General features: G+C 61.8%; 28 protein-coding genes and 1 tRNA gene. 11 read left to right on the top strand and 18 right to left on the bottom strand.

The window, feature by feature from the left end; translation table 11 throughout:
• Window positions 1–16 precede the first annotated feature (16 nt).
• Window positions 17–286, bottom strand: a complete 270-nt coding sequence (locus tag AC1DLV_RS08160; protein WP_476799057.1) for a helix-turn-helix domain-containing protein — start codon at window positions 284–286, stop codon at window positions 17–19.
• Window positions 287–699: 413 nt separating this feature from the next.
• On the opposite strand from AC1DLV_RS08160, the gene AC1DLV_RS08155 reads away from it, so the two are divergent.
• Window positions 700–933 (top strand): hypothetical protein, encoded by a 234-nt coding sequence (locus AC1DLV_RS08155; protein ID WP_476799056.1) that lies wholly within the window; start codon window positions 700–702, stop codon window positions 931–933.
• Window positions 934–1,048: 115 nt separating this feature from the next.
• Here the strand turns inward: AC1DLV_RS08155 and AC1DLV_RS08150 are convergent.
• A tRNA-Lys gene (locus AC1DLV_RS08150) sits at window positions 1,049–1,124 on the bottom strand.
• Window positions 1,125–1,225: 101 nt separating this feature from the next.
• Window positions 1,226–2,140, bottom strand: a complete 915-nt coding sequence (locus AC1DLV_RS08145; protein ID WP_476799055.1) for a PhzF family phenazine biosynthesis protein — start codon at window positions 2,138–2,140, stop codon at window positions 1,226–1,228.
• Window positions 2,141–2,326: 186 nt separating this feature from the next.
• On the opposite strand from AC1DLV_RS08145, the gene AC1DLV_RS08140 reads away from it, so the two are divergent.
• The 3 genes from AC1DLV_RS08140 to AC1DLV_RS08130 are packed head-to-tail and all read left to right on the top strand — an operon-like array spanning window position 2,327 to window position 5,548.
• Window positions 2,327–3,625, top strand: a complete 1,299-nt coding sequence (locus tag AC1DLV_RS08140) for an efflux RND transporter periplasmic adaptor subunit (protein ID WP_476799054.1) — start codon at window positions 2,327–2,329, stop codon at window positions 3,623–3,625.
• A gap of 4 nt (window positions 3,626–3,629) precedes the next feature.
• Complete coding sequence (locus AC1DLV_RS08135) at window positions 3,630–4,334, top strand: ABC transporter ATP-binding protein (RefSeq protein WP_476799053.1); 705 nt, start codon at window positions 3,630–3,632, stop codon at window positions 4,332–4,334.
• A gap of 2 nt (window positions 4,335–4,336) precedes the next feature.
• Window positions 4,337–5,548 (top strand): ABC transporter permease, encoded by a 1,212-nt coding sequence (locus AC1DLV_RS08130; protein ID WP_476799052.1) that lies wholly within the window; start codon window positions 4,337–4,339, stop codon window positions 5,546–5,548.
• Window positions 5,549–5,558: 10 nt separating this feature from the next.
• On the opposite strand, the gene AC1DLV_RS08125 is transcribed toward AC1DLV_RS08130, so the two are convergent.
• From AC1DLV_RS08125 to AC1DLV_RS08115, 3 genes are all read right to left on the bottom strand, one after another.
• On the bottom strand, window positions 5,559–6,011 hold the full coding sequence (locus AC1DLV_RS08125) for a cupin domain-containing protein (protein WP_476799051.1): 453 nt from the start codon (window positions 6,009–6,011) through the stop codon (window positions 5,559–5,561).
• A gap of 108 nt (window positions 6,012–6,119) precedes the next feature.
• The gene (locus AC1DLV_RS08120; protein WP_476799050.1) at window positions 6,120–6,833 is read right to left on the bottom strand and encodes a hypothetical protein; all 714 of its coding nucleotides are present in this window, start codon (window positions 6,831–6,833) and stop codon (window positions 6,120–6,122) included.
• A gap of 10 nt (window positions 6,834–6,843) precedes the next feature.
• On the bottom strand, window positions 6,844–7,956 hold the full coding sequence (locus tag AC1DLV_RS08115; RefSeq protein WP_476799247.1) for an endonuclease/exonuclease/phosphatase family protein: 1,113 nt from the start codon (window positions 7,954–7,956) through the stop codon (window positions 6,844–6,846).
• Between the two features lie 150 nt (window positions 7,957–8,106).
• Here AC1DLV_RS08115 and AC1DLV_RS08110 point away from each other — a divergent pair, with 150 nt between their 5' ends.
• The 3 genes from AC1DLV_RS08110 (at window position 8,107) to AC1DLV_RS08100 (ending at window position 9,818) form a co-directional block, all read left to right on the top strand.
• Window positions 8,107–8,613 (top strand): BA14K family protein, encoded by a 507-nt coding sequence (locus AC1DLV_RS08110; protein WP_476799049.1) that lies wholly within the window; start codon window positions 8,107–8,109, stop codon window positions 8,611–8,613.
• 135 nt (window positions 8,614–8,748) lie between these two features.
• Window positions 8,749–9,414: a BA14K family protein gene (locus AC1DLV_RS08105; protein WP_476799048.1), complete on the top strand. Its 666-nt coding sequence runs from the start codon at window positions 8,749–8,751 to the stop codon at window positions 9,412–9,414.
• Window positions 9,415–9,524: 110 nt separating this feature from the next.
• Complete coding sequence (locus AC1DLV_RS08100) at window positions 9,525–9,818, top strand: PilZ domain-containing protein (RefSeq protein WP_476799047.1); 294 nt, start codon at window positions 9,525–9,527, stop codon at window positions 9,816–9,818.
• A gap of 211 nt (window positions 9,819–10,029) precedes the next feature.
• Here AC1DLV_RS08100 and ilvC read toward each other — a convergent pair whose 3' ends face one another.
• The 5 genes from ilvC to AC1DLV_RS08075 all read right to left on the bottom strand — a co-directional run bounded on the left by ilvC (window position 10,030) and on the right by AC1DLV_RS08075 (window position 15,972).
• The gene (ilvC, locus tag AC1DLV_RS08095) at window positions 10,030–11,049 is read right to left on the bottom strand and encodes a ketol-acid reductoisomerase (RefSeq protein ID WP_476783265.1); all 1,020 of its coding nucleotides are present in this window, start codon (window positions 11,047–11,049) and stop codon (window positions 10,030–10,032) included.
• A 24-nt stretch (window positions 11,050–11,073) separates the two neighbouring features.
• Complete coding sequence (locus AC1DLV_RS08090) at window positions 11,074–11,727, bottom strand: TetR/AcrR family transcriptional regulator C-terminal domain-containing protein (protein WP_476799046.1); 654 nt, start codon at window positions 11,725–11,727, stop codon at window positions 11,074–11,076.
• Window positions 11,728–11,863: 136 nt separating this feature from the next.
• A complete protein-coding gene (locus AC1DLV_RS08085) occupies window positions 11,864–13,123 on the bottom strand; it encodes an FAD-dependent oxidoreductase (protein ID WP_476799045.1) in 1,260 nt (419 codons plus the stop codon).
• Window positions 13,124–13,199: 76 nt separating this feature from the next.
• The gene (locus tag AC1DLV_RS08080; RefSeq protein ID WP_476799044.1) at window positions 13,200–15,116 is read right to left on the bottom strand and encodes a potassium transporter Kup; all 1,917 of its coding nucleotides are present in this window, start codon (window positions 15,114–15,116) and stop codon (window positions 13,200–13,202) included.
• 115 nt (window positions 15,117–15,231) lie between these two features.
• Complete coding sequence (locus tag AC1DLV_RS08075; protein WP_476799043.1) at window positions 15,232–15,972, bottom strand: pyridoxine 5'-phosphate synthase; 741 nt, start codon at window positions 15,970–15,972, stop codon at window positions 15,232–15,234.
• A 131-nt stretch (window positions 15,973–16,103) separates the two neighbouring features.
• Between AC1DLV_RS08075 and AC1DLV_RS08070 the strand changes: the two genes are divergently transcribed.
• Both AC1DLV_RS08070 and AC1DLV_RS08065 read left to right on the top strand, forming a co-directional pair.
• Entirely contained in the window at window positions 16,104–16,493 is a 390-nt protein-coding gene (locus AC1DLV_RS08070; protein WP_476836143.1) for a SpoIIAA family protein, read from the top strand.
• Between the two features lie 47 nt (window positions 16,494–16,540).
• A complete protein-coding gene (locus AC1DLV_RS08065) occupies window positions 16,541–17,413 on the top strand; it encodes a hypothetical protein (protein WP_476836142.1) in 873 nt (290 codons plus the stop codon).
• A gap of 51 nt (window positions 17,414–17,464) precedes the next feature.
• On the opposite strand, the gene AC1DLV_RS08060 is transcribed toward AC1DLV_RS08065, so the two are convergent.
• The gene (locus tag AC1DLV_RS08060) at window positions 17,465–18,592 is read right to left on the bottom strand and encodes an ATP-dependent DNA helicase (RefSeq protein ID WP_476799040.1); all 1,128 of its coding nucleotides are present in this window, start codon (window positions 18,590–18,592) and stop codon (window positions 17,465–17,467) included.
• A 145-nt stretch (window positions 18,593–18,737) separates the two neighbouring features.
• On the opposite strand from AC1DLV_RS08060, the gene AC1DLV_RS08055 reads away from it, so the two are divergent.
• Window positions 18,738–19,253, top strand: a complete 516-nt coding sequence (locus AC1DLV_RS08055) for an N-acetyltransferase family protein (protein WP_476799039.1) — start codon at window positions 18,738–18,740, stop codon at window positions 19,251–19,253.
• A 60-nt stretch (window positions 19,254–19,313) separates the two neighbouring features.
• Here AC1DLV_RS08055 and AC1DLV_RS08050 read toward each other — a convergent pair whose 3' ends face one another.
• The 5 genes from AC1DLV_RS08050 to AC1DLV_RS08030 are packed head-to-tail and all read right to left on the bottom strand — an operon-like array spanning window position 19,314 to window position 22,247.
• Complete coding sequence (locus tag AC1DLV_RS08050) at window positions 19,314–19,952, bottom strand: glutathione S-transferase family protein (protein ID WP_476799038.1); 639 nt, start codon at window positions 19,950–19,952, stop codon at window positions 19,314–19,316.
• Window positions 19,953–20,001: 49 nt separating this feature from the next.
• The gene (locus AC1DLV_RS08045) at window positions 20,002–20,361 is read right to left on the bottom strand and encodes a nitrile hydratase accessory protein (RefSeq protein WP_476799037.1); all 360 of its coding nucleotides are present in this window, start codon (window positions 20,359–20,361) and stop codon (window positions 20,002–20,004) included.
• The gene (gene nthB, locus AC1DLV_RS08040; protein ID WP_476799036.1) at window positions 20,330–20,989 is read right to left on the bottom strand and encodes a nitrile hydratase subunit beta; all 660 of its coding nucleotides are present in this window, start codon (window positions 20,987–20,989) and stop codon (window positions 20,330–20,332) included. Before nthB ends, AC1DLV_RS08045 begins: the two co-directional genes overlap by 32 nt.
• Window positions 20,986–21,603 carry a nitrile hydratase subunit alpha gene (nthA, locus tag AC1DLV_RS08035; RefSeq protein ID WP_476799035.1) on the bottom strand — a complete coding sequence of 206 codons (618 nt, stop codon included), beginning with the start codon at window positions 21,601–21,603 and terminating at the stop codon, window positions 20,986–20,988. The genes nthB and nthA overlap by 4 nt, the downstream gene beginning before the upstream one ends.
• A 47-nt stretch (window positions 21,604–21,650) precedes the next feature.
• On the bottom strand, window positions 21,651–22,247 hold the full coding sequence (locus tag AC1DLV_RS08030; protein WP_476799034.1) for a LysE family translocator: 597 nt from the start codon (window positions 22,245–22,247) through the stop codon (window positions 21,651–21,653).
• Window positions 22,248–22,437: 190 nt separating this feature from the next.
• On the opposite strand from AC1DLV_RS08030, the gene AC1DLV_RS08025 reads away from it, so the two are divergent.
• Window positions 22,438–23,196 carry a hypothetical protein gene (locus AC1DLV_RS08025; protein ID WP_476799033.1) on the top strand — a complete coding sequence of 253 codons (759 nt, stop codon included), beginning with the start codon at window positions 22,438–22,440 and terminating at the stop codon, window positions 23,194–23,196.
• A gap of 43 nt (window positions 23,197–23,239) precedes the next feature.
• Here AC1DLV_RS08025 and ilvN read toward each other — a convergent pair whose 3' ends face one another.
• The gene (gene ilvN / locus AC1DLV_RS08020; RefSeq protein ID WP_476788552.1) at window positions 23,240–23,812 is read right to left on the bottom strand and encodes an acetolactate synthase small subunit; all 573 of its coding nucleotides are present in this window, start codon (window positions 23,810–23,812) and stop codon (window positions 23,240–23,242) included.
• Window positions 23,813–23,843: the final 31 nt, after the last annotated feature.

Below are 23,843 nucleotides of genomic sequence, written 5' to 3'. Positions count from 1 at the left end.
GTCAGCTTGTCGCGACCTAGCGCGGCAATCCCGCTTGCTCACAAAACGGTCCAAGACCATGGAAGAAGTATTGATACCCCAAGTCGACGGAGACGGTGAGGCCTAAAGACGCTGCCACCTGTAGGGCGCGGCCGATCTGGCAACTCTCCTTTCCCGCTTCGAGTTCGCGCACAAAGCGTGCACCGACCCCCGTCAGTCCGGCGAGCTGCTCCTGTGTCAGTTTCTGCGCCTTGCGTTCATTGCGGATCAGAACGGCAAGGCTTTTGCTGTCTATGATCGTATGCATTCTTCATCCCTATCGGGACTGTTATAGGCCAACAGACGAAAAGCCATAAAAAGAACCGATCGGGATGATTTTCGCGGTGAGCGTGTATTGCCATCTGAGAGCGTCCCGCTCGGGACGATTGCTCTCGGTCATTGTGCCGCCATTCGCTCGTTCCCCGTTTTGGACGGCATTCGCACGCAAAATGCCCCCAAGCGCACGATCAGAGTTGATGACGTCTAGTAATCTTCTCCGCATGCTGCAGCGCCACTACCCGCAGTTCATGGACACGCTGCGCTGGACTGTCCGGCCGGCGCGAGTTCGATCGGCTGAAGTCGGTCGACCCAACGACGCTGACCTTCGCCGTCAAGCTGCGCAGATAGCCGCCTGGGCTCGCAATCCCCTCGCCCTTTTGCTTCCGCTCAGATTGGCAGCGAATGTTGAACACTGAGCCGTTCAGGCCGTTCCTCAAACACCGCCTGATCTTCCATGGCATTCGCCAGAACGCCGTCATCAACCTGCTCGAAGTCGGATGCACCGAAACGCAGGTCGGGGCCATCTGCAACATGAGCGAAGAGATGGTTCGGCACTACGGTCTCGAGGTCCGCACGAGGGTTTTAGCGCGCAATGGAATGAAGCTTTTGGAGTCGCGCTGGAGCGAGGTTCGATAGCCCGCGCTGGAACAAGAACAGAACGCGAATTGGAAACCAAGCCTCAGGATTGGAAACCGTTTCCAATCTCACAACTCGGCCAATCAGCGAAAACCAAATGATTTCAGGAAGTTAGTGGTGGGTGCGACAGGGATCGAACCTGTGACCCGCTGATTAAGAGTCAGCTGCTCTACCAACTGAGCTACGCACCCACACAGTCGTTTCAACGACCGTGGCGGCATATAGCCATACCAATTTTCCCTGTCCACCCCCTCCGGCGCTTTTTCTTCACGTCGGCAAAAATTCCTGCAAATCAGGCGTGAATAGTGCCTTCCGCGGTCTTCACTGCGTGCCCGCCAATGCGTGCGGCGACAAGATTTCCACCTGAGACGTCCAATTCGAGCCTGATTCGTGACGGCCGGCCCATTTCGATTCCCTGTTCGATCCAGAATCGCGACACACCATCGGTCGGTTTGTCGAAATGCATGATCGCCCCGGCAAAGGCGGCCGCCGCCGAACCAGTGGCCGGATCTTCATAGGACGGGCTGCCCGGAACCATCATGCGGGCGTGGAAGGCGTTGTCGTGGCCCACGGTCTCGCGGCAATAGACATAGGCGCTGGCGACCGCGGAATCGCTCTTGCGCGGCGAAAACGCAAACCAGGCCTCGTTGTCGAAGCGGACGCGGCTGGCGGCTTTCATGTCGGCCACAGGCACGGTTATGTAGGGAACACCCGCCGACCACAGCGATACGCGATGATTCTCGAAGCCGATCTCGTGTGGCGCAAGGCCGAGTGCTGCGGCAACCGCATCAGCGCTTGCGGCAAGCGGCATCGCCTCGGGCAGCTTGGGCAGATCGAATTCGGCAAACAGGCCATTGCCGACCTTGTTCACCGCACAGCGCACAAGGCCGATATTCTCTTCCAGAACGAAGATGCCGGCGAGATCGCCTCCCTGCCCCATCTCCGTCAGCGCGACCGCTGTGCCAACCGTCGGATGTCCGGCGAAAGGCATCTCGTAGTCAGGCGTGAAGATCCGCACCCGCGCCTTGTGCTTGGGGTTTTCCGGCGGCAGCACGAAGGCCGTTTCCGACAGATTGAATTCCCTGGCGATGGCCTGCATTGCGGCCAAGCTCAGCCCCTTGGAATCGACCACCACTGCAAGCGGATTGCCAGCCAGCCTGTCTTCGGTGAAGACGTCATAGATGAAATACTTGCGTTCGATCGTCATGTTTGCTCCTTCCGCAGCCGGCAACATGAGCGAAATTTAATTTGAATTCCGGGTCCATACAGCCGATCTGTGATTTTAATGCATGCTCTTCAAAAGTGGGACCGTTTTTCCGACAGGGTCATGCGAGATCAAATGGATTAGAGCAGGCTCTAAACCTCATTTCTGGAACCATCGAAGGGATCTGGGTTGGACCAGCTTGTAAATCGCGCGGAACAGGCGAGCCCCCCCTCCATCGAGGCGGCACTCGGCCTGGACGGCAAAGGACGCTCCACACGTCGGCGCAAGAATTGGTTCTGGCTGCTTGTGGCGCTGGTTGCCGCTGCTTGCGCATATGCCGCCTATTCGTGGTTCGCGGCACCTTCCGAAAAGATGGTCTACACCACCCAGGCTGCCGCAACAGGCGATCTGACCGTCAAGGTTTCGGCCACCGGCAATCTCCAGCCCCTCACCCAGGTCGACATATCGAGCGAACTGTCGGGCGTCGTTCGTTCGGTCGCAGTCGTCGAAAACCAGCACGTCAAGAAGGGCGACATGCTCGCCGCCCTCGACACAACCAGGCTTTTGGCACAGATCGAGCGTGCCGAGGCATCAGCCAAGGCCGCTGCCGCCAAGGTCGAGGATACACGCACCACTTTGTCCGAGACCGCCCGGACTCTCACCCGCGCCGAGGAGCTGACGAAACGCGGCATGGCCACGACGCAAGCGCTCGAGGCGGCCACCGCCGAACGCGACCGGGCCCAAAGCGCGCTCGACATGGCAGCGGCCAATCTCGCCATCGCCGAAGCGGATCTCAAGCTGCAGCAGGCCGACCTCGCCAAGAGCACGATCTATGCACCCATCGACGGCGTGGTGCTGACGCGCTCGGTCAATCCGGGCCAGACCGTGGCGTCGTCCATGCAGGCACCCGTGCTGTTCGTGCTCGCTGCCGATCTTTCCCAGATGGAACTCAAGGCAGCCGTTGACGAAGCCGACATCGGCTCGGTGGCAAAGGGCCAGAACGCCCGCTTCACCGTCGATGCATTTCCCGACCGCAGTTTCGACGCCACCATCCGCGATATCGCCTATGCGTCGGTCACCACCGACGGGGTGGTCACCTACAATGCCTGGCTCGATGTCGAAAACGACGAGTTGCTGCTGCGCCCAGGCATGACCGCCACGGTCGCGATCGTCACGCGTGAGGCCAAGGGCGTGCTCACCGTACCGGCGACCGCCTTCCGCTACCGGCCGACACCAGCGGTGCGCAACTCGGGCTTCAGCCTGCAGAACCTGTTCCTGGGCCGGCCCAATCGCGGTCCGACCGACCGCAGTCGCCCGACCTCGACGCCAGCTGACGGATCGCGCACGCTCTACGTGCTCAAGAACGGCGCACCGGTTGCCATGCGGGTCAAGACTGGCTCAACGGACGGCGAACGCACCGAGATCGTCTCCGGGCTCGCTGCGGGCGATGCGGTCATCACCGCCTCGTCGTCGGCCAAGGCCAATTGACGGCATGAGCCCTGCTCCGCTCATCGTCTTCGACAAGGTCTGGAAAACCTACGGCCAGGGCGAGGCCGAGGTCCGCGCGCTCGCCGGCATCGATCTGGCGATCAGCCAGGGCGAGTTCGTCGCCATCATGGGTCCATCCGGTTCGGGCAAGTCGACAGCTATGAACATCGTCGGCTGCCTCGATACGCCGACATCAGGTCGCTACGGCTTCATGGGCACAGACGCGGGCCGGCTCGACCGCAACCGCCGCGCTGCGCTGCGCAACCTCTATATCGGCTTCGTCTTCCAGGGCTACAATCTGCTGCCGCGCACCACGGCGGCGGAGAACGTCGAACTACCACTGATCTATCGCGGCGTGGCAGCCCATGAACGGCGTGCTCTGGCCATGAAAGCGCTTGCCGAAGTCGGGCTCGAAGGCCGCGAACACCACACACCAGCCGAGCTTTCAGGCGGCCAGCAGCAGCGCGTGGCAATCGCGCGCGCCATCGTCACTCGACCTACCCTGCTCGTTGCCGACGAACCCACCGGCAATCTCGACACCGCCCGCAGCCACGAAATCATGCAACTGCTCACCCGCCTCAACGAGGAATACGGGCTCACCATCGTCATGGTCACCCACGAAGCCGACATCGCCGCCTATGCCGGCCGCACCATCGCCTTCCGCGACGGTCACATCGCCTCCGACACCCAAAAGCTCGAGGCGGCATAGCCATGATATGGGAAACCGTCCGCCTCGCCCTTCGTTCGGTTCGCCGTAACGCGCTGCGCTCGTTCCTCACCTTGCTTGGCATCGTCATCGGCGTTGCCGCCGTCATTGCCATGCTGACCATCGGCAGCGGCACGACGGCCAAGGTCAAGGCAGACATCTCGCAGCTCGGGAGCAATCTGCTGATCGTGCGCGCTGGACGTCCTCCCGCCCCGGGTTCTGGCCCGCAGCAGACCATCCGGGCGCTTGGCGAAAAGGAAGTGGCGGCACTGACCGCGCATCTCGAAGGCGTCCGCGCGGTCTCTCCCGCGTCGCAGAAGCAGGTTCGCGTCGTCTTCGGCACCGAGAGCCTGACCACTTCCGTCACCGGCACCGACAACGCCTATCTCGACGCCCGCGACTGGAAGGTGACGTCGGGCCGTCCCTTCAGCGAATCCGAGGTGCGCGGCGGCATCAATGTCTGCCTGATCGGCGAAACCGTGCGCCAGCAATTCTTCGGCGCTGGCGACCCCGACGGTGCCGCCATCCGCGTCGGCCGCATGAGCTGCAAGGTCATCGGCCTGCTCGAGCCCAAGGGTTATTCCGGTTTCGGCCAGGACCAGGACAATGTCGTCCTGATGCCGCTCTCCGCCTTCCAGCGCCGCATCGCCGGCAATCGCGACATCGAAACGATCTATGTCGCCGCCAATGACACGACGCCCACCCAAGTGGTTCAGACGCGCATCGAAGACATCCTGCGCGACACCCGCCGCGTCACCGCCGACCGCGAGGACGATTTTTCGGTACGCGACATGACCCAGATCGCCGACGCCATGGCAAGCGCCACCGCCACCATGACCGGCATGCTGGGCGCGGTGGCTGGCGTCAGCCTGCTTGTCGGCGGCATCGGCATCATGAACATCATGCTGGTATCGGTCACCGAGCGCACGCGCGAGATCGGCATCAGGCTCGCCATCGGCGCGCATGAAAAACACATCCTCGTTCAGTTCCTCGTCGAGGCGACGGTGCTGTCGTTGCTCGGCGGTCTGATCGGCATCGCCATCGGCCTGGCCCTGGCCGGAGCCGCGTCGCTCGCGCTATCGATCCCGTTTGCGCCAAGTCTCGCTGTGGTGCTGCTCGCCGTCGGCTTTTCGGCGCTGATCGGCATGGTGTTCGGCTTCTTCCCGGCTCTTCGCGGGGCCAGGCTCGATCCGATCGAAGCGCTCAGGCACGAATAGGACTTGTCGCTTATTGCTTTAACACGGTGTTGGAGGTGCCTTCCTCGACCTGATCGATCACCAAGAGCCTGACCGTCTCGGCACCCACATTTGAGCCTTGATGCCAGGTACCGATCATCTCGACGATGAAGTCGCCCTTCTTGTAGCTGGTGCTCTGGCCGGTATCGACATTGGTCACCTGCAACTGGCCCTCAAGCACATAGGCATAGCGTGCGGACGGGTGCTTGTGCACCGGCAACGTGGCTCCAGGCGGAATCTCGAAGGAAGACACCAACACCTGCACGTTCTTCTGCGGCAGCACGATCGGCTGCCCGTTGGCGGTCACTGTGGTGGAGGCAAGCGGTGTCACGACCACTTTGGCGCTGGCATTGCTATTGTCGAGCGCACCGGCCGCGCTGCTCTGAAACAGCGCCAGTGCCAGGGCGCCGGACAAGATGTTTACACGCGTGAAAAGCCTGGCCATCGAATCTCCCCGAAGTGCCGCAATGAAGCTGCGTCAATTTGTGACGCTACGGCAGCCGGGTAGCAAGGACTTCCATGCAGGGTCGTCAGCCGCAACCTGACGGCGAGTTCAGCTCTTTGAAAAGTGCCACGCCGCAAGCGCGCGCATATGCGGCATCAGCCCCTCCGGAAGATCGTGCATGCCGCGGATGATGACAGGCCCTTCGATCTCAGGATCGGTCTCTGAGGCCACGAATCGGCTGATTTGAGCAGCCAGCTCGTCGGCAGTCTCGGCCATGCGATAGCAGCGCACGATCACCGTCCCGCTATCGCCCGAAAGCGCGTAGCAGCGCTCCTCGCGGCTGGCCTGGCCAAGGTCGAGACCGGTTTCCTCGCGCACCTCGCGCGCCATGTTGTAGTCGAGGTTGACCTGCCCGTCGGAAAAATCCTCGGGCTCGAACGAACCAGCGGCGAAATAGACCTTGCCCGCATTGGCCGTGTGCGCGCCCATGCGGATCGCCACCAATGCGTTGTCGCTCGAAATCAGCATGGCATGGGCGAAAGCGTGCTCGGCGCTGGTGACCGGCTTCAGCTTCCGCCACAGCATGAAGGTCGAGAAGCGGATGGCGTGGCAGCGCCCGGTCAGCCGGTTGTCGCGATAGGCGAGTTCCGACAGCAGCACCACCGTGCCGTCGAACACCGCTGGTCTTAGCGCCTGCTCGGTCGCCCAGTTGGCTGCAATGGCAGCGGCATTGTCGATTTCGAACGGATGCGGCTCGGGATCGAGACGCACGTCAACGACGTCGACAGGCAGGATCTGGTTGCGCGGAATGTCGAAGGCCAAACGAGCTCTCTCAGGTGATATCGAGGGTGACGGCCACCGGGCAATGGTCGGAGGCCTTTGGCCGGTCCCAGCCGGCGCGCGGATATCGGTCCACCTCTTGCCCGGGCGGGAAGATGGTGCGCCACGGCTGGCCGCGACGGATGATGTCGGGCTTGGCCAGTGGGTTGGTGCGCGCCAATGCCGGCGACAGCAGGATATAGTCGAGCTGGCACAGATGCCGCTCTTGCGGTCCGCGCGTATGATAGAGCGTCCAGCGCTCCATTTCAGGTCGCCGCTCGACGATGTTTTCGGCAAAGCCGTCGCCAAGCAGCACGTCCAGGCTGGAATCGCTGTCGTTGGCGACGGTGAAATTGTAGCCCTGATAGGCGTCACCACCGATTACCAGGCGCTGGCGATAGTCGTTCATGTCGCCGCAGATCACCCAGCGTTTTTCGGCTGTATGGTCCTTGCCGAAACGGTTTTCGATGATGCGCCGCACGGCCTTGGCTTCGGCGACGCGGATCGGCATCGTGGCGTCGCGTCCATTCAGCCCGTTTCGCGGCGACCCCATCGATTTGAAGTGCACCGAATAGATGGTCAGCGGCTTGCCACCGATCTTGACGTCGATCTCCAGGCAGTCGCGCCGGAAGATGCGCTCGAACGGCTCCTGCCCCAGTTCGGCAAGCTCCGGCGTATGCAGCCCGAATTCCTCGAATGTGACATGCGCGTGGCTGGTCATGCGCACGAACTCGATCGGCTCACCACCAGCGGTCTCTGTCCGCATCATCACCGCGACATCGATGCCGCGCGAGTCGTTGCCGGAGGTTGTGTATTTGTGCTGGTAGCCCTGCCCCACCATCTTGAACAAATAGCCATACTCGAAGGCCTTAAGCGCCTCGATGTTGTCGACTTCCTGCAGGCAGATGATGTCGGCCCGGGTTTCGGCGATTGCCAAGGCTGTCAGCTGGCGGTTGTCGTCGGCATGCGCGATAGCCCGCGCCTGCTCGAGCAAGCGATATTCCGCCTCGCTGCTGATCTCAAACAAGGCCAGCGTTCGGTCCTCGTTGAGCTGGTTGCGATAGCCCGAATAATCGAACCTGTTCATCAGGTTCTCGACATTGAAGGTGGCAAGGCGCAGCGACATGGCCGCGAGCATTGCCTTCATGTCAGGCCAAATACAAGCCCTGCCGGGAACAGGCCCCGTCCGTTCATTACACGTTCAGGCTGAAGGGCTTTAACTGCGCCACCTCCATCGAAACTGTGGGCTGGGGCCTTAGGGAATCAGGAGACGACAATGAAATGCGAACTCTCATCGCTCGCACGCGCGGGGCTGCTTGCCCTCGGCCTTGTGGCGGGCATGCCCTTGGCAGCCTCCGCCGGACCGGTGGCGCTCGGCCAGATGGCCGCTCCGCAAGTATCCACGGAAGCGACGCCCGTCCAGTTTTGCGGCAATGGCGACTGTCGGCGCTATGATCGCCGCGAGGGATGGCGCGGAGAGGGCTGGCGCGGCGACGGATGGCGTGGGCGCGATGACAACTGGCGGCGACACTATCGGCCCTACCGCCCGAACTATTTCGGCGGCAGCGGCATCTATTTCAACTTTGGCGTCCCGGCCTACCGCTACTACGAACCGCGATACTACCAGCCGCGCTATTACGAGCCGCGCCGCGTCTATCGCTCAGGCGTCTCGTCGCCACATGCACGGTGGTGCTACAACCGCTACCGTTCGTATCGCGCCTGGGACAATACGTTCCAGCCTTACAACGGCCCGCGCCAGCAGTGCTGGTCGCCCTATCGCTGAGACACCGTTTTACGCGCATCCGCGGAAACGGCGAAGCAAAACAGCTGGAACGTCTGCACTCGCCACGCGTTTATATGTGCGCCGTAGCCCGGCCTGCTCCAGACCTGCACGGACGCCGTTCCCGTGGAGATCGCAATGACGCATACATTCTCAGCAGTTGCGCGCTCGGGACTATTCGTCCTCGGCGCGCTGGCTGGCACACCGTTGCCGGCTTTCGCCGGTCCGATTTCGGCACCACATTTCAACTTCCCAAATACACCTGTCGGAACGCCGGATGCACTCCAGCCCCAAAACGCTGTGCTCCCGGCGGATGCCAGTTTTGACGGCATGGTGCAACTTGTCCACGATGGTGGCTGGCACGGCGGCGGTGGCGCCATGTTCATGCCTCGCGGCGGCGGCGGCTGGCATGGTGGTGGCGGCTGGCATGGTGGCGGTTGGCACGGCGGTGGTTGGCACGGCGGTGGTTGGCACGGCGGCGGGTGGCACGGCGGCGGTGGCTGGCATGGCGGTGGCTGGTATGGCGGTTGGGGTGGCGACGCTTTCGCCTTGGGTCTGGGGCTGGGTCTAGCGGCCCCGCTCTACGCCTATGGCCCCTATGACTACAATGGCTACTATGGCCCCTACAACTATGACCCGATCTATGTGCAGCCCCGCTATGTCGTGCCGCGTTACGCCCCGGTCCGGCTGTCGAGCGCCCACATCCACTGGTGCTACAACCGCTACCGTTCGTATTCGGTCTACAACAACACCTTCCAGCCCAACCATGGTCCGCGCCGGCAGTGCTGGTCGCCCTATGGCTGAGACACCGTTTCGCGCGGCGCCAAGGCACTTGCCGGGCAACTCGATGTTTACATTGCCTGCATAATGACTACAGCGGCGTTGCCGAAGCACCGGCAAGCTGTGGGCCCTCCATGACTGACGACACGAGTACAAACAAACAGCGCGAGCACCGCAATCGCGTGCTCAAGGGCGCGTCGATCATCACCGGCGTCAGCAATTCGGAAATCACCTGTACGATCCGCAATATGCACCAGAGCGGCGCGGAGTTGCGCGTCAGCGCCGACGCACGCATCCCCGAGCGTTTCCTGCTCTACGTGTCGGTCGACGGCATAGGCTACCGCTCGATTGTCCGCTGGCGCCGAGGCGACCGCATCGGCGTACAATTCGAAGGCACCGAGCCCAAACCGGCCTGGCACTACGGCTGACGATACCATTTCAATGAAAAAAGCCGGCGGATCGCTCCGCCGGCTTTTTTGTTTCAACTGGCGTCGAGCGCCGTAGAAGTCCGGGGTCAATTCGCCCTGCCGAGCTGGATGGCGTGGCCTTCGAGAACCGGAGCGGACATTAAATCCGTGAGCACCGGAAGCGGAGAAGGCTGCGACAGGTGGCCGGCAGGGTAGAGTTGCGACGGACTTCTTAGTTCTTGGCCTTGTCGACCAGCTGGTTCTTGGCAATCCAGGGCATCATCGCGCGGAGCTTGGCGCCGACTTCTTCGATCTGGTGGCTGTCGTTCATGCGGCGGATGCCCTTGAAGCGGGCAGCGCCCGAACGGTATTCCTGCATCCAGTCGGAGGTGAACTTGCCGGTCTGGATGTCCTTGAGCACGCGCTTCATCTCGGCCTTGGTCTCGGCGGTAATGATGCGAGGACCCGAGACGTATTCGCCCCACTCGGCGGTGTTCGAGATCGAGTAGTTCATGTTGGCGATGCCGCCTTCATAGATCAGGTCGACGATCAGCTTCACTTCGTGCAGGCACTCGAAATAGGCCATCTCAGGGGCATAGCCGCCTTCGACCAGCGTTTCGAAACCGGCGCGGATCAGCTCGACCAGGCCGCCGCAAAGCACGACCTGCTCGCCGAACAGATCGGTTTCGCACTCTTCCTTGAAGTTGGTCTCGATGATGCCCGAACGGCCGCCGCCAACGCCGCAGGCGTAGGAAAGGCCGAGGTCGAGCGCGTTGCCCGAAGCATCCTGGTGAACAGCGACCAGGCACGGCACGCCGCCGCCCTTCTGGTATTCGCCGCGCACGGTGTGGCCCGGGCCCTTCGGCGCGATCATGATCACGTCGACGGTCTTCTTCGGCTCGATCAGGCCGAAATGCACGTTGAGGCCATGGGCGAAGGCAATCGCGGCACCGTCACGGATGTGCGGAGCGATCTCGTCGCGATAGATGTCGGCCTGCAGCTCGTCAGGCGTTGCCATCATCATCAGGTCGGCCCACTTGGCGGCTTCAGCCACGGTCATGACCTTGAGGCCGTCGGCCTCGACCTTCTTGGCGGTCGCCGAACCAGCCTTGAGGCCGACGACGAGTTCCTTGGCGCCCGAATCCTTGAGGTTCAGCGCATGGGCGCGACCCTGGCTGCCGTAGCCGATGATGGCGACTTTCTTGCCCTTGATCAGATTGAGATCGGCATCACGATCGTAATAGACACGCATTGGTGGGTTCCTTCCCGGTTATAATCAAAGGGCCTTCGGCCCGGTTTTCGCTCCATGAAGAGCGAGAAACTGCTGCGTTGCGCGCGCGGCGTCGCCGTCGATCTCCGCATCAGTCAATTCTAGCCGGTCACCGAGCAGCAGACGTATCTGCACGTCCCGGGCAACCAGCCCGAAAAAGGTTCGGAACGCCGTTTCGGCGTCGTCGAATTCAAGAAGTCCAGCCTCGCTGCCAGCTTCCAGCACCGGCTTGAGGCGCCGGCCCAGAGCGAAACGGCCACGCTCGAGCACGATGGCGCCAAGATCGCGCTTATCCGAGCCGGCATGCACGACCGCAACGCGGTTGAGCGCGATCGAGGTATCGCTTGAGATCACTCTAAGCCAGTCCGAGGCGAAGCGCTCCAGGCTTGCTGTCAGCGAGACGAGATCCAGCCCCTTGCGGTCGACGGGCGGCACGCGCACCTTGGACGCCTGCCACTGCACGGTCGCGGTCAGCAGGCCGTCACGGTCGCCAAACCATTTGTACAGCGTCTCCTTGGAGCAGCTCGCACGCCGCGCAACAGCCGTCATGGTGAGCCGGTCGCCGTCCTCGACAAGCAGGCGCAGCACCGCATCGAGCACGTCTTGCTGACGTGCCGTCGGTCCCTCGCCTTCCATCATCTCGGTGGTTGCCTGCAACATCGTTCCCAGCCTGCCGCGTGACGCCGGTGCGCTTGAAGATGCCGTACCGTACGTTACGGTTCGGCTTATGCCGCAATCGTGGTCGCTCCGCAAGACAGCGACAATAAATTTCTGAAAATCCGCTCGCCCGATCAGCTCAGGCAGGGATCCTGGCGGCTTGTTCCACCCGCCCAAGCCAATTGGCCTCTTTCAAGCCTGCCGGCGCAAAGGGGTCGATCAGCGTACCCGCAACAATCGAAGCCAAAAGCTGAGGCGCAGGCGGTAGCTTGGCGACCGTTGTCACAAGCCTGTCGCGCAGGAAGGGCATGACAGTCGAATCCGACTGATAAAAGGGCGTAAATGCATAAGACAGCGCCTGGAACAGCCTGACATGCCAGCGCCGCGCGCGGACATAGGCGGCGAGTGCCGCTTCGAGATCGCTCGTATGCCTCAGTGCATGCGCAAGGGCCGCGGCATCGAGCAAGGCCATGTTCGCGCCCTGCCCCAGCTGAGGGCTGGTCGAATGCGCGGCATCGCCTATCACGGCAAAACCCCGCGCAGCCGGATTTGGCAGCGTATGATGCCCGTAACGCGCCAGGGTCAGTTGTTCGAAGTCATCGATCTGGTCGAGATAACAGGAACATTCCGGCCAGAGGCCGGCTACTCGCGCCTTCCAGGCCGCAAGGCCCTCGGCCTGCACCCGTTCGACGTCGGCGGGCTTCAGGCTCCAGAAGAACGCCGCCATCTTGCGCCCGTCCGCTTCGGCGCGACCGATCGGCAGAACCCCGATCATCACGCTGGCGCGGCGATAGCGCTGCGTCAGCGCATGCGCGTCAAAGCCCGCGCCACGCCAGTCCAGCGATGCCCAGAATGCACCATAGGCAAGCGGCTTTGATTCCGTGGTGAAGCCTGCGCTGCGGCGCAGCTTCGAGCGCGCGCCGCTGGCATCGATGACAAGGTCGAACGATCCGAGCCCTCGTCCATTGGCGTCGACCAGGCGTGTTCGTTCACCGAGTTCGACTGCATCGAGTTCGGCGCCGGTAACGATCTCGATGCCCTCACGTCGCGTGGCCTGATGAAGCAGGCCGAACAGCGCCGCGCGATGAACGGCGACGCCAAAACGGCCGCCCGGGCGCGCATCATAACGCACGTCGAGCACGGTGCGCCCGCTCATGGCATCGGTGCCATGCAGCCGGTCGATCCGGCTGCCAAGTGCTTGGATTTCTCCGAACAGGCCAAGATCGTCGAGCACTGAAAGCCCGGTCGGCTGCAGGATCAGCCCCGACCCCAATGGCTTCGGTTCGCTAAACCGCTCGAAGACTGTGATACGGTGGCCGTCGCGCTTGAGACGAAGCGCTGCTGCTAGCCCCGCCGGACCGGCACCGGCGATTGCGATGTGAAGTTTTCGACCGATCATCTGCCCACCCGTCCGCAATACAGGTTCACGGATGGGTGGTGTGTTGGCAATGCTTCACTTCGTCGTAGCAATAGCGTCAGATCGAAACCTGCGTGCCGACCTCGACCACGCGTCCGGTCGGGATCTGGAAGTACTCGGTCGCATCCGCGGCCGTGCGCGCCAGGCCGATGAACAGCCTGTCCTGCCAGACCGGCATGCCGGAATTGGGCGACGCCTTCAGCGAGCGCCGCGACAGGAAGAACGACGTCGTCATGATGTCGAATTTCCAGCCCTGCTTGCGGCAGATGGCCAGCGCCTTGGGGATGTTCGGTTGCTCCATGTAGCCGAACTTCAGCTTCACCCGCATGAACAGCTCGTTGACCTGCTCCATCTTCACCCGCTCGCTGTCGGGGACCACCGGCTGCTGTGCGGTCACCACCGACAGGATGACGTTTTGCTCATGCAGCACCTTGTAGTGCTTGAGGCTGTGCATCAGCGCCGTCGGCGCGCTGTCGGGATCGCTGGTCAGGAACACGGCCGTACCAGGCACCAGATGCGGCTTCTTCTTGATCAGACTCTCGGCCAGGAAGTTGAGCGGAATCTCGTTCTTGCGCGTCTTGTCGAACAGATAGCGGCTGCCGCGCACCCAGGTCCACATGATGGTGACGATGGTGAAGGCAACCGCCAGCGACGCCCAGCCGCCCTCGAACACCTTGACGATGTTGGAAGCAAAGAAGCCAAGATCGATAAGGCCAAAAACCGTGATCGCCACAATTACGGCGGCAACCCGCCAGCGCCAGACACGCAGCATCACCACCGAAAGCAGCAGCGTCGTCACCAGCATGTTGCCGGTAACCGAGATGCCATAGGCCGAGGCCAGCTTGCTCGATTCACCGAAACCAACGACCAGCAGCATGACCACCAGCGCCAGCAGCATGTTGACGCGCGGCATGTAGATCTGGCCGAGCGTGGTTTCCGACGTATGCTGGATGACCAACCGCGGCAGCATGTTGAGCTGCACGGCCTGTCGCGTCAGCGAATAGGCACCCGTGATCACCGCCTGGCTGGCGATGACAGTGGCTGCGGTTGCCAGCACCACCATCGGCACCAGCATCCAGCCTTCGTTCATTTCGAAGAAGGGATGGCCGACATTGCCACCATGGCTAAGCACGAACGCGCCCTGGCCGACATAGTTGAGCAGCAGGCATGGAAAGACGATGCAGAGCCAGGCCAATACGATCGGCCGGCGGCCGAAATGGCCGAGATCGGCGTAGAGTGCCTCGGCACCGGTCACGGCCAGGAAGATGGCGCCGATCGTCACGAACGAAACTTCCGGCTGGTTGGTGAGGAACCGCACGATGTAGATCGGGTTTACCGCCCAAAGGATTTCCGGATCCTCGATGATGTGCACGACGCCGGAATAACCGATTGCGATGAACCAGATCAGCGTGACCGGGCCGAACACGATCGCCACGCTGCCGGTGCCGAAGCGCTGTACCGAAAACAGGATGGCCAGGATGACCAGCGTCAGCGGCACGACATAGGGCTGGAAGGCCGGCGTGACGACATTCATGCCCTCGACCGCCGACAGCACCGAGATCGCCGGGGTGATCACCGCGTCGCCGTAAAACAGCGCAGCACCAACCATGCCGAGCGCGAGGATGATGCCCGACCGCTTGGGCAGCGTACGCCGCGCCAGCGCCATCAGCGACAGCGTTCCGCCTTCGCCCCGGTTATGGGCCCTGAGCACAAACATGACATATTTGATGGTGACGATGATCGTCAGCGCCCAGATGATGAGCGACAGCACACCGAGGATATCCTCGCGCGAAGCGATCTGCCCGCCCGCCGACGCCACCAGCGCCTCGCGGAACGCGTAGATCGGGCTCGTGCCGATATCGCCGAAGACGACGCCGAGCGCGCCGATCACAAGCAGTCTCATATCGTGCGAGTGACCGTCCGTCTGGACCGCCTGCCCGCTTTTTCCCGCTTTGTCAGCGCCGGCACCGGTCATAAAACGACTCTCCGTGAAGCCGCGGGGCTCTACGCTTGCCGTGTCGCAAAAGCAACAGCTGTTTTGCGGCAGCTAATGTTCTGCCCGTGCAGGCGATGCATGGCTTGTGAGGATATTACCACCCGCACGCCTTGAGATAGCGCTTAATTGTGCCGGCCATGCCATGTTCCAGTGCATCGGCCGTCAGGCCATGGCCGATCGAAACTTCGGCCAAACCGGGAATACGCCTAATCAGTTGAGGCAGATTGTCGACGACAAGATCATGTCCGGCATTGACCGCAAGGCCAGCAGCAAGCGCTGCCTCTGCGGTTTTCCCCAGCAATTCCAGTTCTTTGGAAGCCTTTGACGAATCATCGATGCAAGCGCCGTAAGGCCCGGTGAACAGCTCGATTCGGTCCGCGCCGGTGTCGCGCGCGGCACTGACGCCAGCCGGATCGGCATCGGCAAACAGCGAAACGCGGAAGCCGCCCTTCTTCAGCCGCGCGACCACAGGCTTGAGCAGGCTCGCCTGCGCAACGAAATCCCAGCCATGGTCGGAGGTTGCCTGCAACGGATCGTCTGGCACCAGCGTCACTTGCTCGGGCTGATGCTTTTCGACCAGTTGGAGAAAGTCTTCGCTCGGATAGCCCTCGATATTGAATTCGGCCTTGGGAAATTCGTCATCGATCAGCGCCCTGATCTCCGGCAGGTCTGAAAAGCGGATGTGGCGCTGGTCGGGGCGCGGATGCACCGTCAGCCCATGCGCGCCGGCGGCGAGCGCTATGCGGCCCAGCCCGGTCACGCTCGGCCACGGCAGGTCGCGCCGGTTGCGCAGCATGGCGATGGCATTGACGTTTACGGAAAGCTTGGCGGGCATAGGCAACTCACAGTAACAATGAGACCAACGCACCTATCACGGCTTGGGTGGGAACAGAGAGCGCTTTTATGTGTTCCAGAGGGGATGCGGACGAACGCACCCCAGATCGTCGAGGACCCAGGATGAAATCCATGGAAACACCGCCGCCTTTTCGCCGCATCGACACCGACAACAGCGATGTCTTTGCCTTTGAGATCGTCGGACATTTCACCCAGGCCGACATCGAAAATGCCTATGGCCTGCTCGACGCCGCCTATGAAGGCCATGACAAGATAGACGTTCTCCTGCGCGCCAGCGGTTATGACGGCTTCGACTGGTCGGCTCTGTTCAATCCCTTGACCTTCAAGGGCAAGATGAAGGCGCTGCATCATATCAAGCGCTATGCACTGGTCGGCGGGCCCGTCTGGATGGGACCGGCGATCGGCCTCATCGCGCCGCTAACCTCGATCGAAACCAGACATTTCACTGATGCCGACGAGGCAAAGGCATGGGAATGGCTTGGGGCAAGTCCGGTAGAATAGCCTGCGGTCACACTCCGGTCACCGGCGCACGCCAGACAGCAGCAATCATGCCCAATGTTCGCATCATCGATTCGATCACCGCGCCCGGTTCCGCTTCGCGCCCGAATGAGGACAGCGCCGGCGGTAACGCCACTTGCGCCTTCGTCATCGACGGCGCCACTGGCCTCGGCGGCAACAGCATCGTTGGCCTGCACGGTTCGGACGCCGCCTGGCTCGCCCGTTTTGCCCAAAGCACCTTCGAAGAGCTTGTCCGCAACGGCCGCCCGGTTGCCGATATCGTGCGCGAGCTCAACCAGCGCGCCTTCAACGTCGTGCATGAGGCGGCCAACCTGTTGCCGATCGAACCGTGGAACATGCCGGTCGCAAGCTTCCAGATGGTTCGCATCGAAGGCGAAACACTGGTGACGCATGGCTTGGGCGACTGCCGGCTGTTTTTGGTCGACGCCGAAGGCACGACGCTCGAAACCAGCGCCATCAAAAGTGCTCACGCCAAGGAGCGCGACGGCGCCCGCACGGCAATCGCACTGTCGGGCGGCTTCGCCACGCATCAGGCGCTCGCCGACGCCCCTGTCGTGCGCGAGGAGCTGCGCAGGCGCCGCGCCGCCTACAACCGCCCTGGCGGTTCTGTCTGGACGCTGGGAACCGAGCCTGAAGCCGCAGATCATCTCGCCACTGAGCAGCTTGCCGTCGCCCTGCCCGCCAGGGGCCTGCTGTGCTCCGACGGCTTTGCCGCCCTTGTCGACCAGTATGGCCGCTACGGAATCGCTGAATTCGTCCGCGCGGCTGTGGATACCGGTCTCGCGCCGCTGTTGCAGGAGCTGCGGCACATCGAGCAGGTCGAAGACCCCGACGGCAAACAATTCCCCCGCTTCAAGGTTTCGGACGACGCGACAGCGGTCTTGTTCGAGATTGTTGCCTGACGGCGAGGATACCGCTCAGATTGAGGTCAGGCCGGCCTCACCTGAATCTCCCTAGCGCACGATCGTCAGCCGCTCGGCTGCACGAGTGATCGCCGTGTAGAGCCAGCGCTGACGCGTTTCCTTGAAGGCATAGCTCTCGTCGAACAACACGACATTGTTCCATTGCGAGCCCTGCGCCTTGTGCACCGTCAGTGCGTAGCCATAGTCGAAATCGTCGTAGCGCTTCTTGGTGCCCCAGGGGATTTCTTCGTCGGGACTCTCAAACACCTGCTTCAAAAGCTTGATCTTGGCGACGCCACGGTCGGGATCGTCCTCTTCCGGCGAGACCAGAAGATTGATGCCCGGCTTCACCGTCTCGCGCGACGAGGTCATCACCTTCCACAACGAACCGTTGAGAAGGCCCTTGGCCGGATCGTTGCGCAGGCACACCAGCTTGTCGCCGGCTTGCGGATAACCTGCAGTAAAGCCCTTCAACTCGCGCAGCCGCTGATTGTAGCGCTTGCGCGTCCGGTTGGTGCCGACAAGCACCTGGTCGGCGTCGAGCACCAGATCCTGGTTGACGTCTTCCTTGCCGATCACCTGGGCAGTGCCATAGTCGCCACGCATGAACTCGCGGCCCTCGCGCACGTCAAGCGCAAGCCTCAGGATCGGGTTGTCGCGCGCCTGGCGATGGATTTCGGTCAACAGGAAGTCGGGCTCATGCTCGGTGAAGAACCCGCCGCCCGAAATTGGCGGCAGCTGTGCCGGGTCGCCCAGCACCAAAACCGGCGTGCCGAAGGTCAAAAGATCGCGGCCGAGCTGCTCGTCGACCATCGAGCATTCGTCAATGACCACAAGCTTGGCCTTGGAGATCGGGCTCTGGCGGTTGAGCGAGAAGGTCGGCGACATCGAGGTCTTGCCGGTCTGCTCGTCGGCAATCGCTTCTTCACCCTTCGGCCGATAGATTAGCGAATGGATGGTGCGCGCATTTGTGGCACCCTTCGAGCGCAGCACCTGGGCGGCCTTGCCGGTGAAGGCGGCGAATTGTACCTGCCCGTCGACATGCTCGGCGAAATAGCGCGCAAGCGTCGTCTTGCCGGTGCCGGCATAGCCAAACAGGCGGAAAAGCTGGGGCTTTCCGGATTTGAGCCAGCGCGCCACGGCCTGCAGCGCATCGTCTTGCTGAGGTGAGAATTCCATGGGTTTGACTGACAGGATTCGCGCAGCAAGGGCAAGGGATTTGGGTTAACAGAAGCTTTCCAACTGTCAGCTTGCCCAGCTTCGTGATTGAGTGCCATTCATCGACCCATCGTCCGCACATTCAGATCCGACAAAGGAATTTCGCGTGCCGTCTGATTTTGAGGTGCCACAAATCCGCCGCCTGGTTCAGGAGGACGATACGCGTGCGGTGCGCGACCTGTACAATCGAGCGGCCGATTTCGTTGTGCTGGAATCAGGACTGGAGCCAGACGACACGACCGTTGCGGAGTTCTTCGCGGATTGCCCCCCCGGTGCCGATGTCGCGAAATCGCAGAAGCTGGGTCTGTTTCTGCCCGATGATCAACTAGTGGCAATTGCCGATCTTGGTTTCGGCTATCCCGAAACTGACGATGCCTATATCGGGCTGCTGCTGATTGACCAAAGCTGCCGGGGAATGGGCTTGGGCAGCATTTTCCTCGAACACCTGATAGGCATCGCACGGACTCGCGACGCCAGTCGTCTACTGATCGCGGTTCTCGACGAAAACCCACGTGCCCGCGCCTTTTGGGAACGCGAGGGCTTTCGTTTGATCAAAAGCTTTGCCGATTTCAAGCTCGGCCAGAAAACGCACGTCCTGCACAGAATGGGTCGGCAACTCTAGGCAAGATCGAGTAGGTGGCCGCTAGCCCTGTGACACGGCCTGCTCGGCACGCTGTCGAAGCTAGATCGGGGTCGTCGCCTGCATGCTTGGCCTGGCGCACATACGTGTCCACCACGACGCAAGATTGGCGTGACGCTGCATCATCTCACGCCCCTCGGGTGCCAAAAGGAAATAGTGAAACATCGGCGCGGCATGAAGATCCGCTAGGGACAGATTTTCGCCGGCAAGCCAAGTGCCGCGTCCCATGAGATCGGAGAGCGCCGTGAGGCATGTCTCGGCTCTCGGAAGGGACGCGGAAATGACCGCTTCGTCGGTGATGCCGCCCTTTAACGGCTTCGAGACCCGCTCCACATAGATACCCCAAACCATAACGGGATAAACATAGCCATCGGCGATGCTCATGATCTGGTTGGCGCGCGCCCTTTCCCGTGGGTCCGATGGCTGGAGCCTGGGACCATCGAACGCCTCGTCGATGTACCTTGTTATCGCGCTGGTTTCGTAGAGGCTGAAGCCGTCATGTTCGAAGGCGGGTATGCGGCCGAATGGCTGTCTTTCCAGATAGGCGGGCGGAACACCTTCGCTGGCGAAGACATCGATCGGCATGAGGTCGTAGGCTATGCCTTTTTCAGCAAGCACCAGTCGGACGGTGCGGACATAGACGCTGTAGTCGGCACCGAACACACGCGGTCTTGTCGTCATGGCAACCTTCCGGGTTTATTGCGACCGGCGCGCAACGCCCAGGCGGCGCCTAACCCCACTCAGGATCATTCTCCAACACAATCGGCTTGCCATGTGGCGTCGCGTGCGCGGCGCGCTCCCAGGCAGCGGCAACAGTGTCGACCTCGTCGCGGCCTGCAAAGCCCTTTTCAGTCAACAGGCGCTCCAATGCGGCAAGCCAACGCTCGTAATAGTCGCTGCCGTCGGTTGCGGCACCGGGCTTTTTTACCTCTGCCGAAAGCCGTTCGGCCCACTCCGTCCAGCTGAACAGGCCGCGCTCATGCAGCGCTACCGTCATGGCGAACGCCTCGGCCTGCCACGGTTCGGAGAACACTGGTCCGTCGATTTCGGCAGTCGCTTCACGCTGGCTCAAGATAGCTCTCCCAAGCATCGATGCTGACCTCTAGCTTGGGATCTGCGCCCTCGCCCCACAACTCGCCGGCTGCAAACACCACGGTGTAGACCCATTGCGGGTTTTCGCCCTGGCCATGTGCGTTGTCGTCCGGAAAGACAAAGCCTTCGCGCACCGCGTCGATCACGCCTTCCTTGCCGCGCGCATAACGCGGCAGTCTTGTATGCCCGGTGGGGTGAAAGTTCTTCGTCCGCACGCGCTGACCAGTGGCGAACCGCGCCGCCATCACAACAGGCCGGTCGCAGGGACCACCCTTGGCAAGCGTCGCCTGCACATTTTCCGCCTTTAGCACCCGCTTGGGCGTCGCTGCCAGATCGACGGCATCGCCTTCGGCAAGATCGCGCTCGGTAACGAAGCCATGGCGCTGAAGCAGCCCCTCCAACGCCTTGATCCAGATTTCATAGTAGCTTGAGCTGTAATAGTCGGCGGGGCGCAGGTTTTCACGCTTGTGCCGGCTTTCGTCGATGTTCCAGGCGCCCATGGCACCGGCTGTCAGGGTCACGCCGAGCGCGCGCTTTTCCCATTCGGCGTGGAAATAGGGCTCGTCCTTCTCGGGTGCGATCGGCCCAAAGCCCATCTGCCCGCCAAGATCGTGGGGACCGTTCATGCGGCCTCCCTGGCAAGGCCAGTACCGATCATCGAGTCGCGAGTCACCAAATCAGCCAGTTGCCCCTCGCTCCAGCCGTCAGTGCCCTTGGGACGCTGAGGCACGACGAGATAGCGCAGCTCGGCGGTTGAATCCCAGACCCGGATCTTCTTGCCGCCCGGCAGGGCAACCCCGAACTCTTCAAGCACGCCACGCGGATCGATCACCGCGCGACTGCGATAAGGCGGCGCCTTGTACCAGACCGGCGGCAGGCCAAGCACCGACCACGGGTAGCAAGAGCATAGCGTGCAGACGACGAGATTATGGGTTTCGTCAGTATTGAACACGGCTTGCATGTGCTCGCCCTGGCGGCCGGTGAAGCCGAGCGAGGCTATGGCCGCCGTGGCATCTCGCTTCAGCCAATCGGCATAATCTGGATCGCTCCATGCCTTCGCCACCACGGCAGCGCCGTTGCGCGGGCCGACCTTGGTCTCGTAGGTGTCGACAATGACGTCGATCGCCGCCGGATCGATAAGACCCTTTTTGGTGAGGATCGTCTCCAGCGCCCGCACGCGTGCGGCCATCGGGTCGAGTTCATTGTCGTGATGGTGGTCGTGGTCATGATCGTGCGACATGGCCGAAAGCTATGCGCGTGCGTGCGGCCGCGCAAGCAATTCGATGCTCATTTCAACATCGGCCACAGTGTTGCTGCGAGCAGCAGGCCCATGGCGATGTTGAACCATTTGAGCCGTACCGGATCGGCGAGAAAGCCGCGTAGCGCCATGCCGAAACCAGCCCAGCTCGAAACACTCGGCAGATTGACCAGCGCGAAGGCGCCCGAAATCAGCAGCACCGACAGGAATGGCGCTTGCGGGCTGGTATAAACCGCCATCGCCGTCACCGCCATCACCCAGGCCTTGGGGTTGATCCACTGGAATGCGGCAGCCTCCAAAAAGGTCATCGGACGCGCCTTGGAGTCACCGTCCTTGCCGAGCGAACGCGACATGCCGATCCGCCAGGCGAGATAAAGCAGGTACGCGCCACCTGCGATCTTGAGCACCGTATGCAGCGATGGAAAAGCCGTCAGCACGGCACCCAAGCCAAAGCCGACGCCAAGCAGCAGCGAAAGAAAACCGCCGCCGATGCCCAGCATATGCGGAATGGTGCGCACGAAGCCGAAATTCACGCCCGACGCCAGCAACATGAAGTTGTTCGGTCCCGGCGTGATCGAGGTCACGAAGGCATAGACCAGCAGTGCGAGGAATGCGTCGTATGACATCGTTTGCTGCCTTATTTTATGTCAGCATTATTGACCATATTAGGCCAAGGTAAAGAGCACAAACAGGGGCCAGGGGCTAGGCCAGCCGTGGGCCCGGTGGGCGTGCGCGCCGAAAAAGCTTGCTCGACGAACCGATCAGGTCTTATTCCAAGGCTGTGGATTGAACAGCAACTGACTCTCGGGGGAGAACATGTCAGCAACTGCCAAAGTCGAGGCTGCAACCGGCCTCACCCGGGAACTCATCGATCACGCGGTTACGAGCATCGAGGCGTCAGACCGCTTCTCCCTGCCGTTTCCGCACATTTTCTTCCGCGACTTCTTTCCCAAGGCTTTCTACGCCGAACTGATCAAGTCGATCCCGACCGAGGGCTACGACCCGATCACCGGCACAGGCACCCGCATGGCACTGCGCCTTTATGGCGACAATGTCGGCAAGGTCGACGCCGGTGTCCGCGATTTGTGGGCAGCCGTGTCCGAGATGCTGACATCGCCGGAAATAGAGGCAGCGATCCGCAATCAGCTTCATGAGGGCCTCGAAATCCGCGCCCGCGGCGACAAGGTCAAAAGCGTCGACGATCTCAGGCTGGTGGCCAAGCCGGTCCTCTACAGCGATAGGGACGGCTACCAGATCAAGCCGCATCCCGACGCGCGCAAGAAGGTCGTAACGATGCAGCTCTATTGCCCCGCCGACGAAAGCCAAAGCGACCTTGGAACCACGCTCTACCAGGCTTCACTGAAGGGCCTGTTGAATGTCGGCTCCTATGGTCTGGAGCCAGTCAAGACGCTGCCGTTCCTGCCCAATGTCGGCTACGCCTTCGTCGTGCTGAAGGCCTATCACTCGCTGATGAAGATGAGCTGGCATGGCCGCCCGAAGATCCACACGAGCATAAGGCGGCCGCGCGTTTCGTTGCTCAACACCTTCTACATCAACGAAAACGTCGGCTTCTGAGCAAACACCGCCCGCGCCTTTCGACAGCGGGCGGCATTGTTTGTCACATCCCCTGCGGGCCGCGATTCATCGCGGCAACGCCGGTGCGGCAGATCTCGACCAGGCCAAGCGGCTTCATGATCGCGATGAACTGCTCGATCTTCGACACCTTGCCGGTCAGCTCGAAGATGAAGTGTTCGGTGTTGGCATCGATCACCTTGGCGCGGAAGGCTTCGGCGAGCCGCAGCGCCTCGACGCGAGCCTCGCCTGTGCCGGCAACCTTGACCAGCGCAAGTTCACGCGCCAGCGCGCCGCCGGTGCCAAGCTCCTGCGCCATGACGGTCAGGTCGACGACACGATGCACCGGCACGATGCGCTCGAGCTGATGCTTGATCTGCTCGAGCACATGCGGTGTGCCGCGCGTCACGATGGTGATGCGCGACAGGTGCTTTTCATGCTCGGTTTCAGAGACTGTCAGGCTTTCGATGTTGTAGCCACGGCCGGAAAACAGGCCGATGACGCGGGCGAGCACGCCCGGTTCGTTGTCGACCAGCACCGATAGCGTGTGGTTTTCCGGATTCTCGGTTTCCTTGGCGATGAAATAGGCCGAACCGGTGGGTTGTAGCTGTGCGTTCATAAGATGAATCTCGATCTTAGGCGGTTGCGCT

Source organism: Aminobacter sp. 01T433 (assembly GCF_056398585.1).
This window is presented reverse-complemented; position numbering and strand designations above follow the sequence as displayed.

What these genes read in the sequence shown, in the direction of transcription:
- AC1DLV_RS08155 (WP_476799056.1), top strand. Translation starts at nt 700, where the DNA reads ATGTTGAACACTGAGCCGTTCAGGCCGTTCCTCAAACACCGCCTGATC.
- ilvN (WP_476788552.1), bottom strand. Translation starts at nt 23,812, where the DNA reads ATGAACGCACAGCTACAACCCACCGGTTCGGCCTATTTCATCGCCAAG.
- AC1DLV_RS08100 (WP_476799047.1), top strand. Translation starts at nt 9,525, where the DNA reads ATGACTGACGACACGAGTACAAACAAACAGCGCGAGCACCGCAATCGC.
- AC1DLV_RS08080 (WP_476799044.1), bottom strand. Translation starts at nt 15,116, where the DNA reads ATGACCGGTGCCGGCGCTGACAAAGCGGGAAAAAGCGGGCAGGCGGTC.
- AC1DLV_RS08085 (WP_476799045.1), bottom strand. Translation starts at nt 13,123, where the DNA reads ATGATCGGTCGAAAACTTCACATCGCAATCGCCGGTGCCGGTCCGGCG.
- AC1DLV_RS08125 (WP_476799051.1), bottom strand. Translation starts at nt 6,011, where the DNA reads ATGGCCAGGCTTTTCACGCGTGTAAACATCTTGTCCGGCGCCCTGGCA.
- AC1DLV_RS08030 (WP_476799034.1), bottom strand. Translation starts at nt 22,247, where the DNA reads ATGTCATACGACGCATTCCTCGCACTGCTGGTCTATGCCTTCGTGACC.
- AC1DLV_RS08050 (WP_476799038.1), bottom strand. Translation starts at nt 19,952, where the DNA reads ATGACGACAAGACCGCGTGTGTTCGGTGCCGACTACAGCGTCTATGTC.
- AC1DLV_RS08110 (WP_476799049.1), top strand. Translation starts at nt 8,107, where the DNA reads ATGAAATGCGAACTCTCATCGCTCGCACGCGCGGGGCTGCTTGCCCTC.
- AC1DLV_RS08070 (WP_476836143.1), top strand. Translation starts at nt 16,104, where the DNA reads ATGGAAACACCGCCGCCTTTTCGCCGCATCGACACCGACAACAGCGAT.
- AC1DLV_RS08160 (WP_476799057.1), bottom strand. Translation starts at nt 286, where the DNA reads ATGCATACGATCATAGACAGCAAAAGCCTTGCCGTTCTGATCCGCAAT.
- nthA (WP_476799035.1), bottom strand. Translation starts at nt 21,603, where the DNA reads ATGTCGCACGATCATGACCACGACCACCATCACGACAATGAACTCGAC.
- AC1DLV_RS08145 (WP_476799055.1), bottom strand. Translation starts at nt 2,140, where the DNA reads ATGACGATCGAACGCAAGTATTTCATCTATGACGTCTTCACCGAAGAC.
- ilvC (WP_476783265.1), bottom strand. Translation starts at nt 11,049, where the DNA reads ATGCGTGTCTATTACGATCGTGATGCCGATCTCAATCTGATCAAGGGC.
- AC1DLV_RS08045 (WP_476799037.1), bottom strand. Translation starts at nt 20,361, where the DNA reads ATGCTTGGGAGAGCTATCTTGAGCCAGCGTGAAGCGACTGCCGAAATC.
- nthB (WP_476799036.1), bottom strand. Translation starts at nt 20,989, where the DNA reads ATGAACGGTCCCCACGATCTTGGCGGGCAGATGGGCTTTGGGCCGATC.
- AC1DLV_RS08075 (WP_476799043.1), bottom strand. Translation starts at nt 15,972, where the DNA reads ATGCCCGCCAAGCTTTCCGTAAACGTCAATGCCATCGCCATGCTGCGC.
- AC1DLV_RS08115 (WP_476799247.1), bottom strand. Translation starts at nt 7,956, where the DNA reads ATGTCGCTGCGCCTTGCCACCTTCAATGTCGAGAACCTGATGAACAGG.
- AC1DLV_RS08025 (WP_476799033.1), top strand. Translation starts at nt 22,438, where the DNA reads ATGTCAGCAACTGCCAAAGTCGAGGCTGCAACCGGCCTCACCCGGGAA.
- AC1DLV_RS08090 (WP_476799046.1), bottom strand. Translation starts at nt 11,727, where the DNA reads ATGTTGCAGGCAACCACCGAGATGATGGAAGGCGAGGGACCGACGGCA.
- AC1DLV_RS08130 (WP_476799052.1), top strand. Translation starts at nt 4,337, where the DNA reads ATGATATGGGAAACCGTCCGCCTCGCCCTTCGTTCGGTTCGCCGTAAC.
- AC1DLV_RS08060 (WP_476799040.1), bottom strand. Translation starts at nt 18,592, where the DNA reads ATGGAATTCTCACCTCAGCAAGACGATGCGCTGCAGGCCGTGGCGCGC.
- AC1DLV_RS08065 (WP_476836142.1), top strand. Translation starts at nt 16,541, where the DNA reads ATGCCCAATGTTCGCATCATCGATTCGATCACCGCGCCCGGTTCCGCT.
- AC1DLV_RS08135 (WP_476799053.1), top strand. Translation starts at nt 3,630, where the DNA reads ATGAGCCCTGCTCCGCTCATCGTCTTCGACAAGGTCTGGAAAACCTAC.
- AC1DLV_RS08105 (WP_476799048.1), top strand. Translation starts at nt 8,749, where the DNA reads ATGACGCATACATTCTCAGCAGTTGCGCGCTCGGGACTATTCGTCCTC.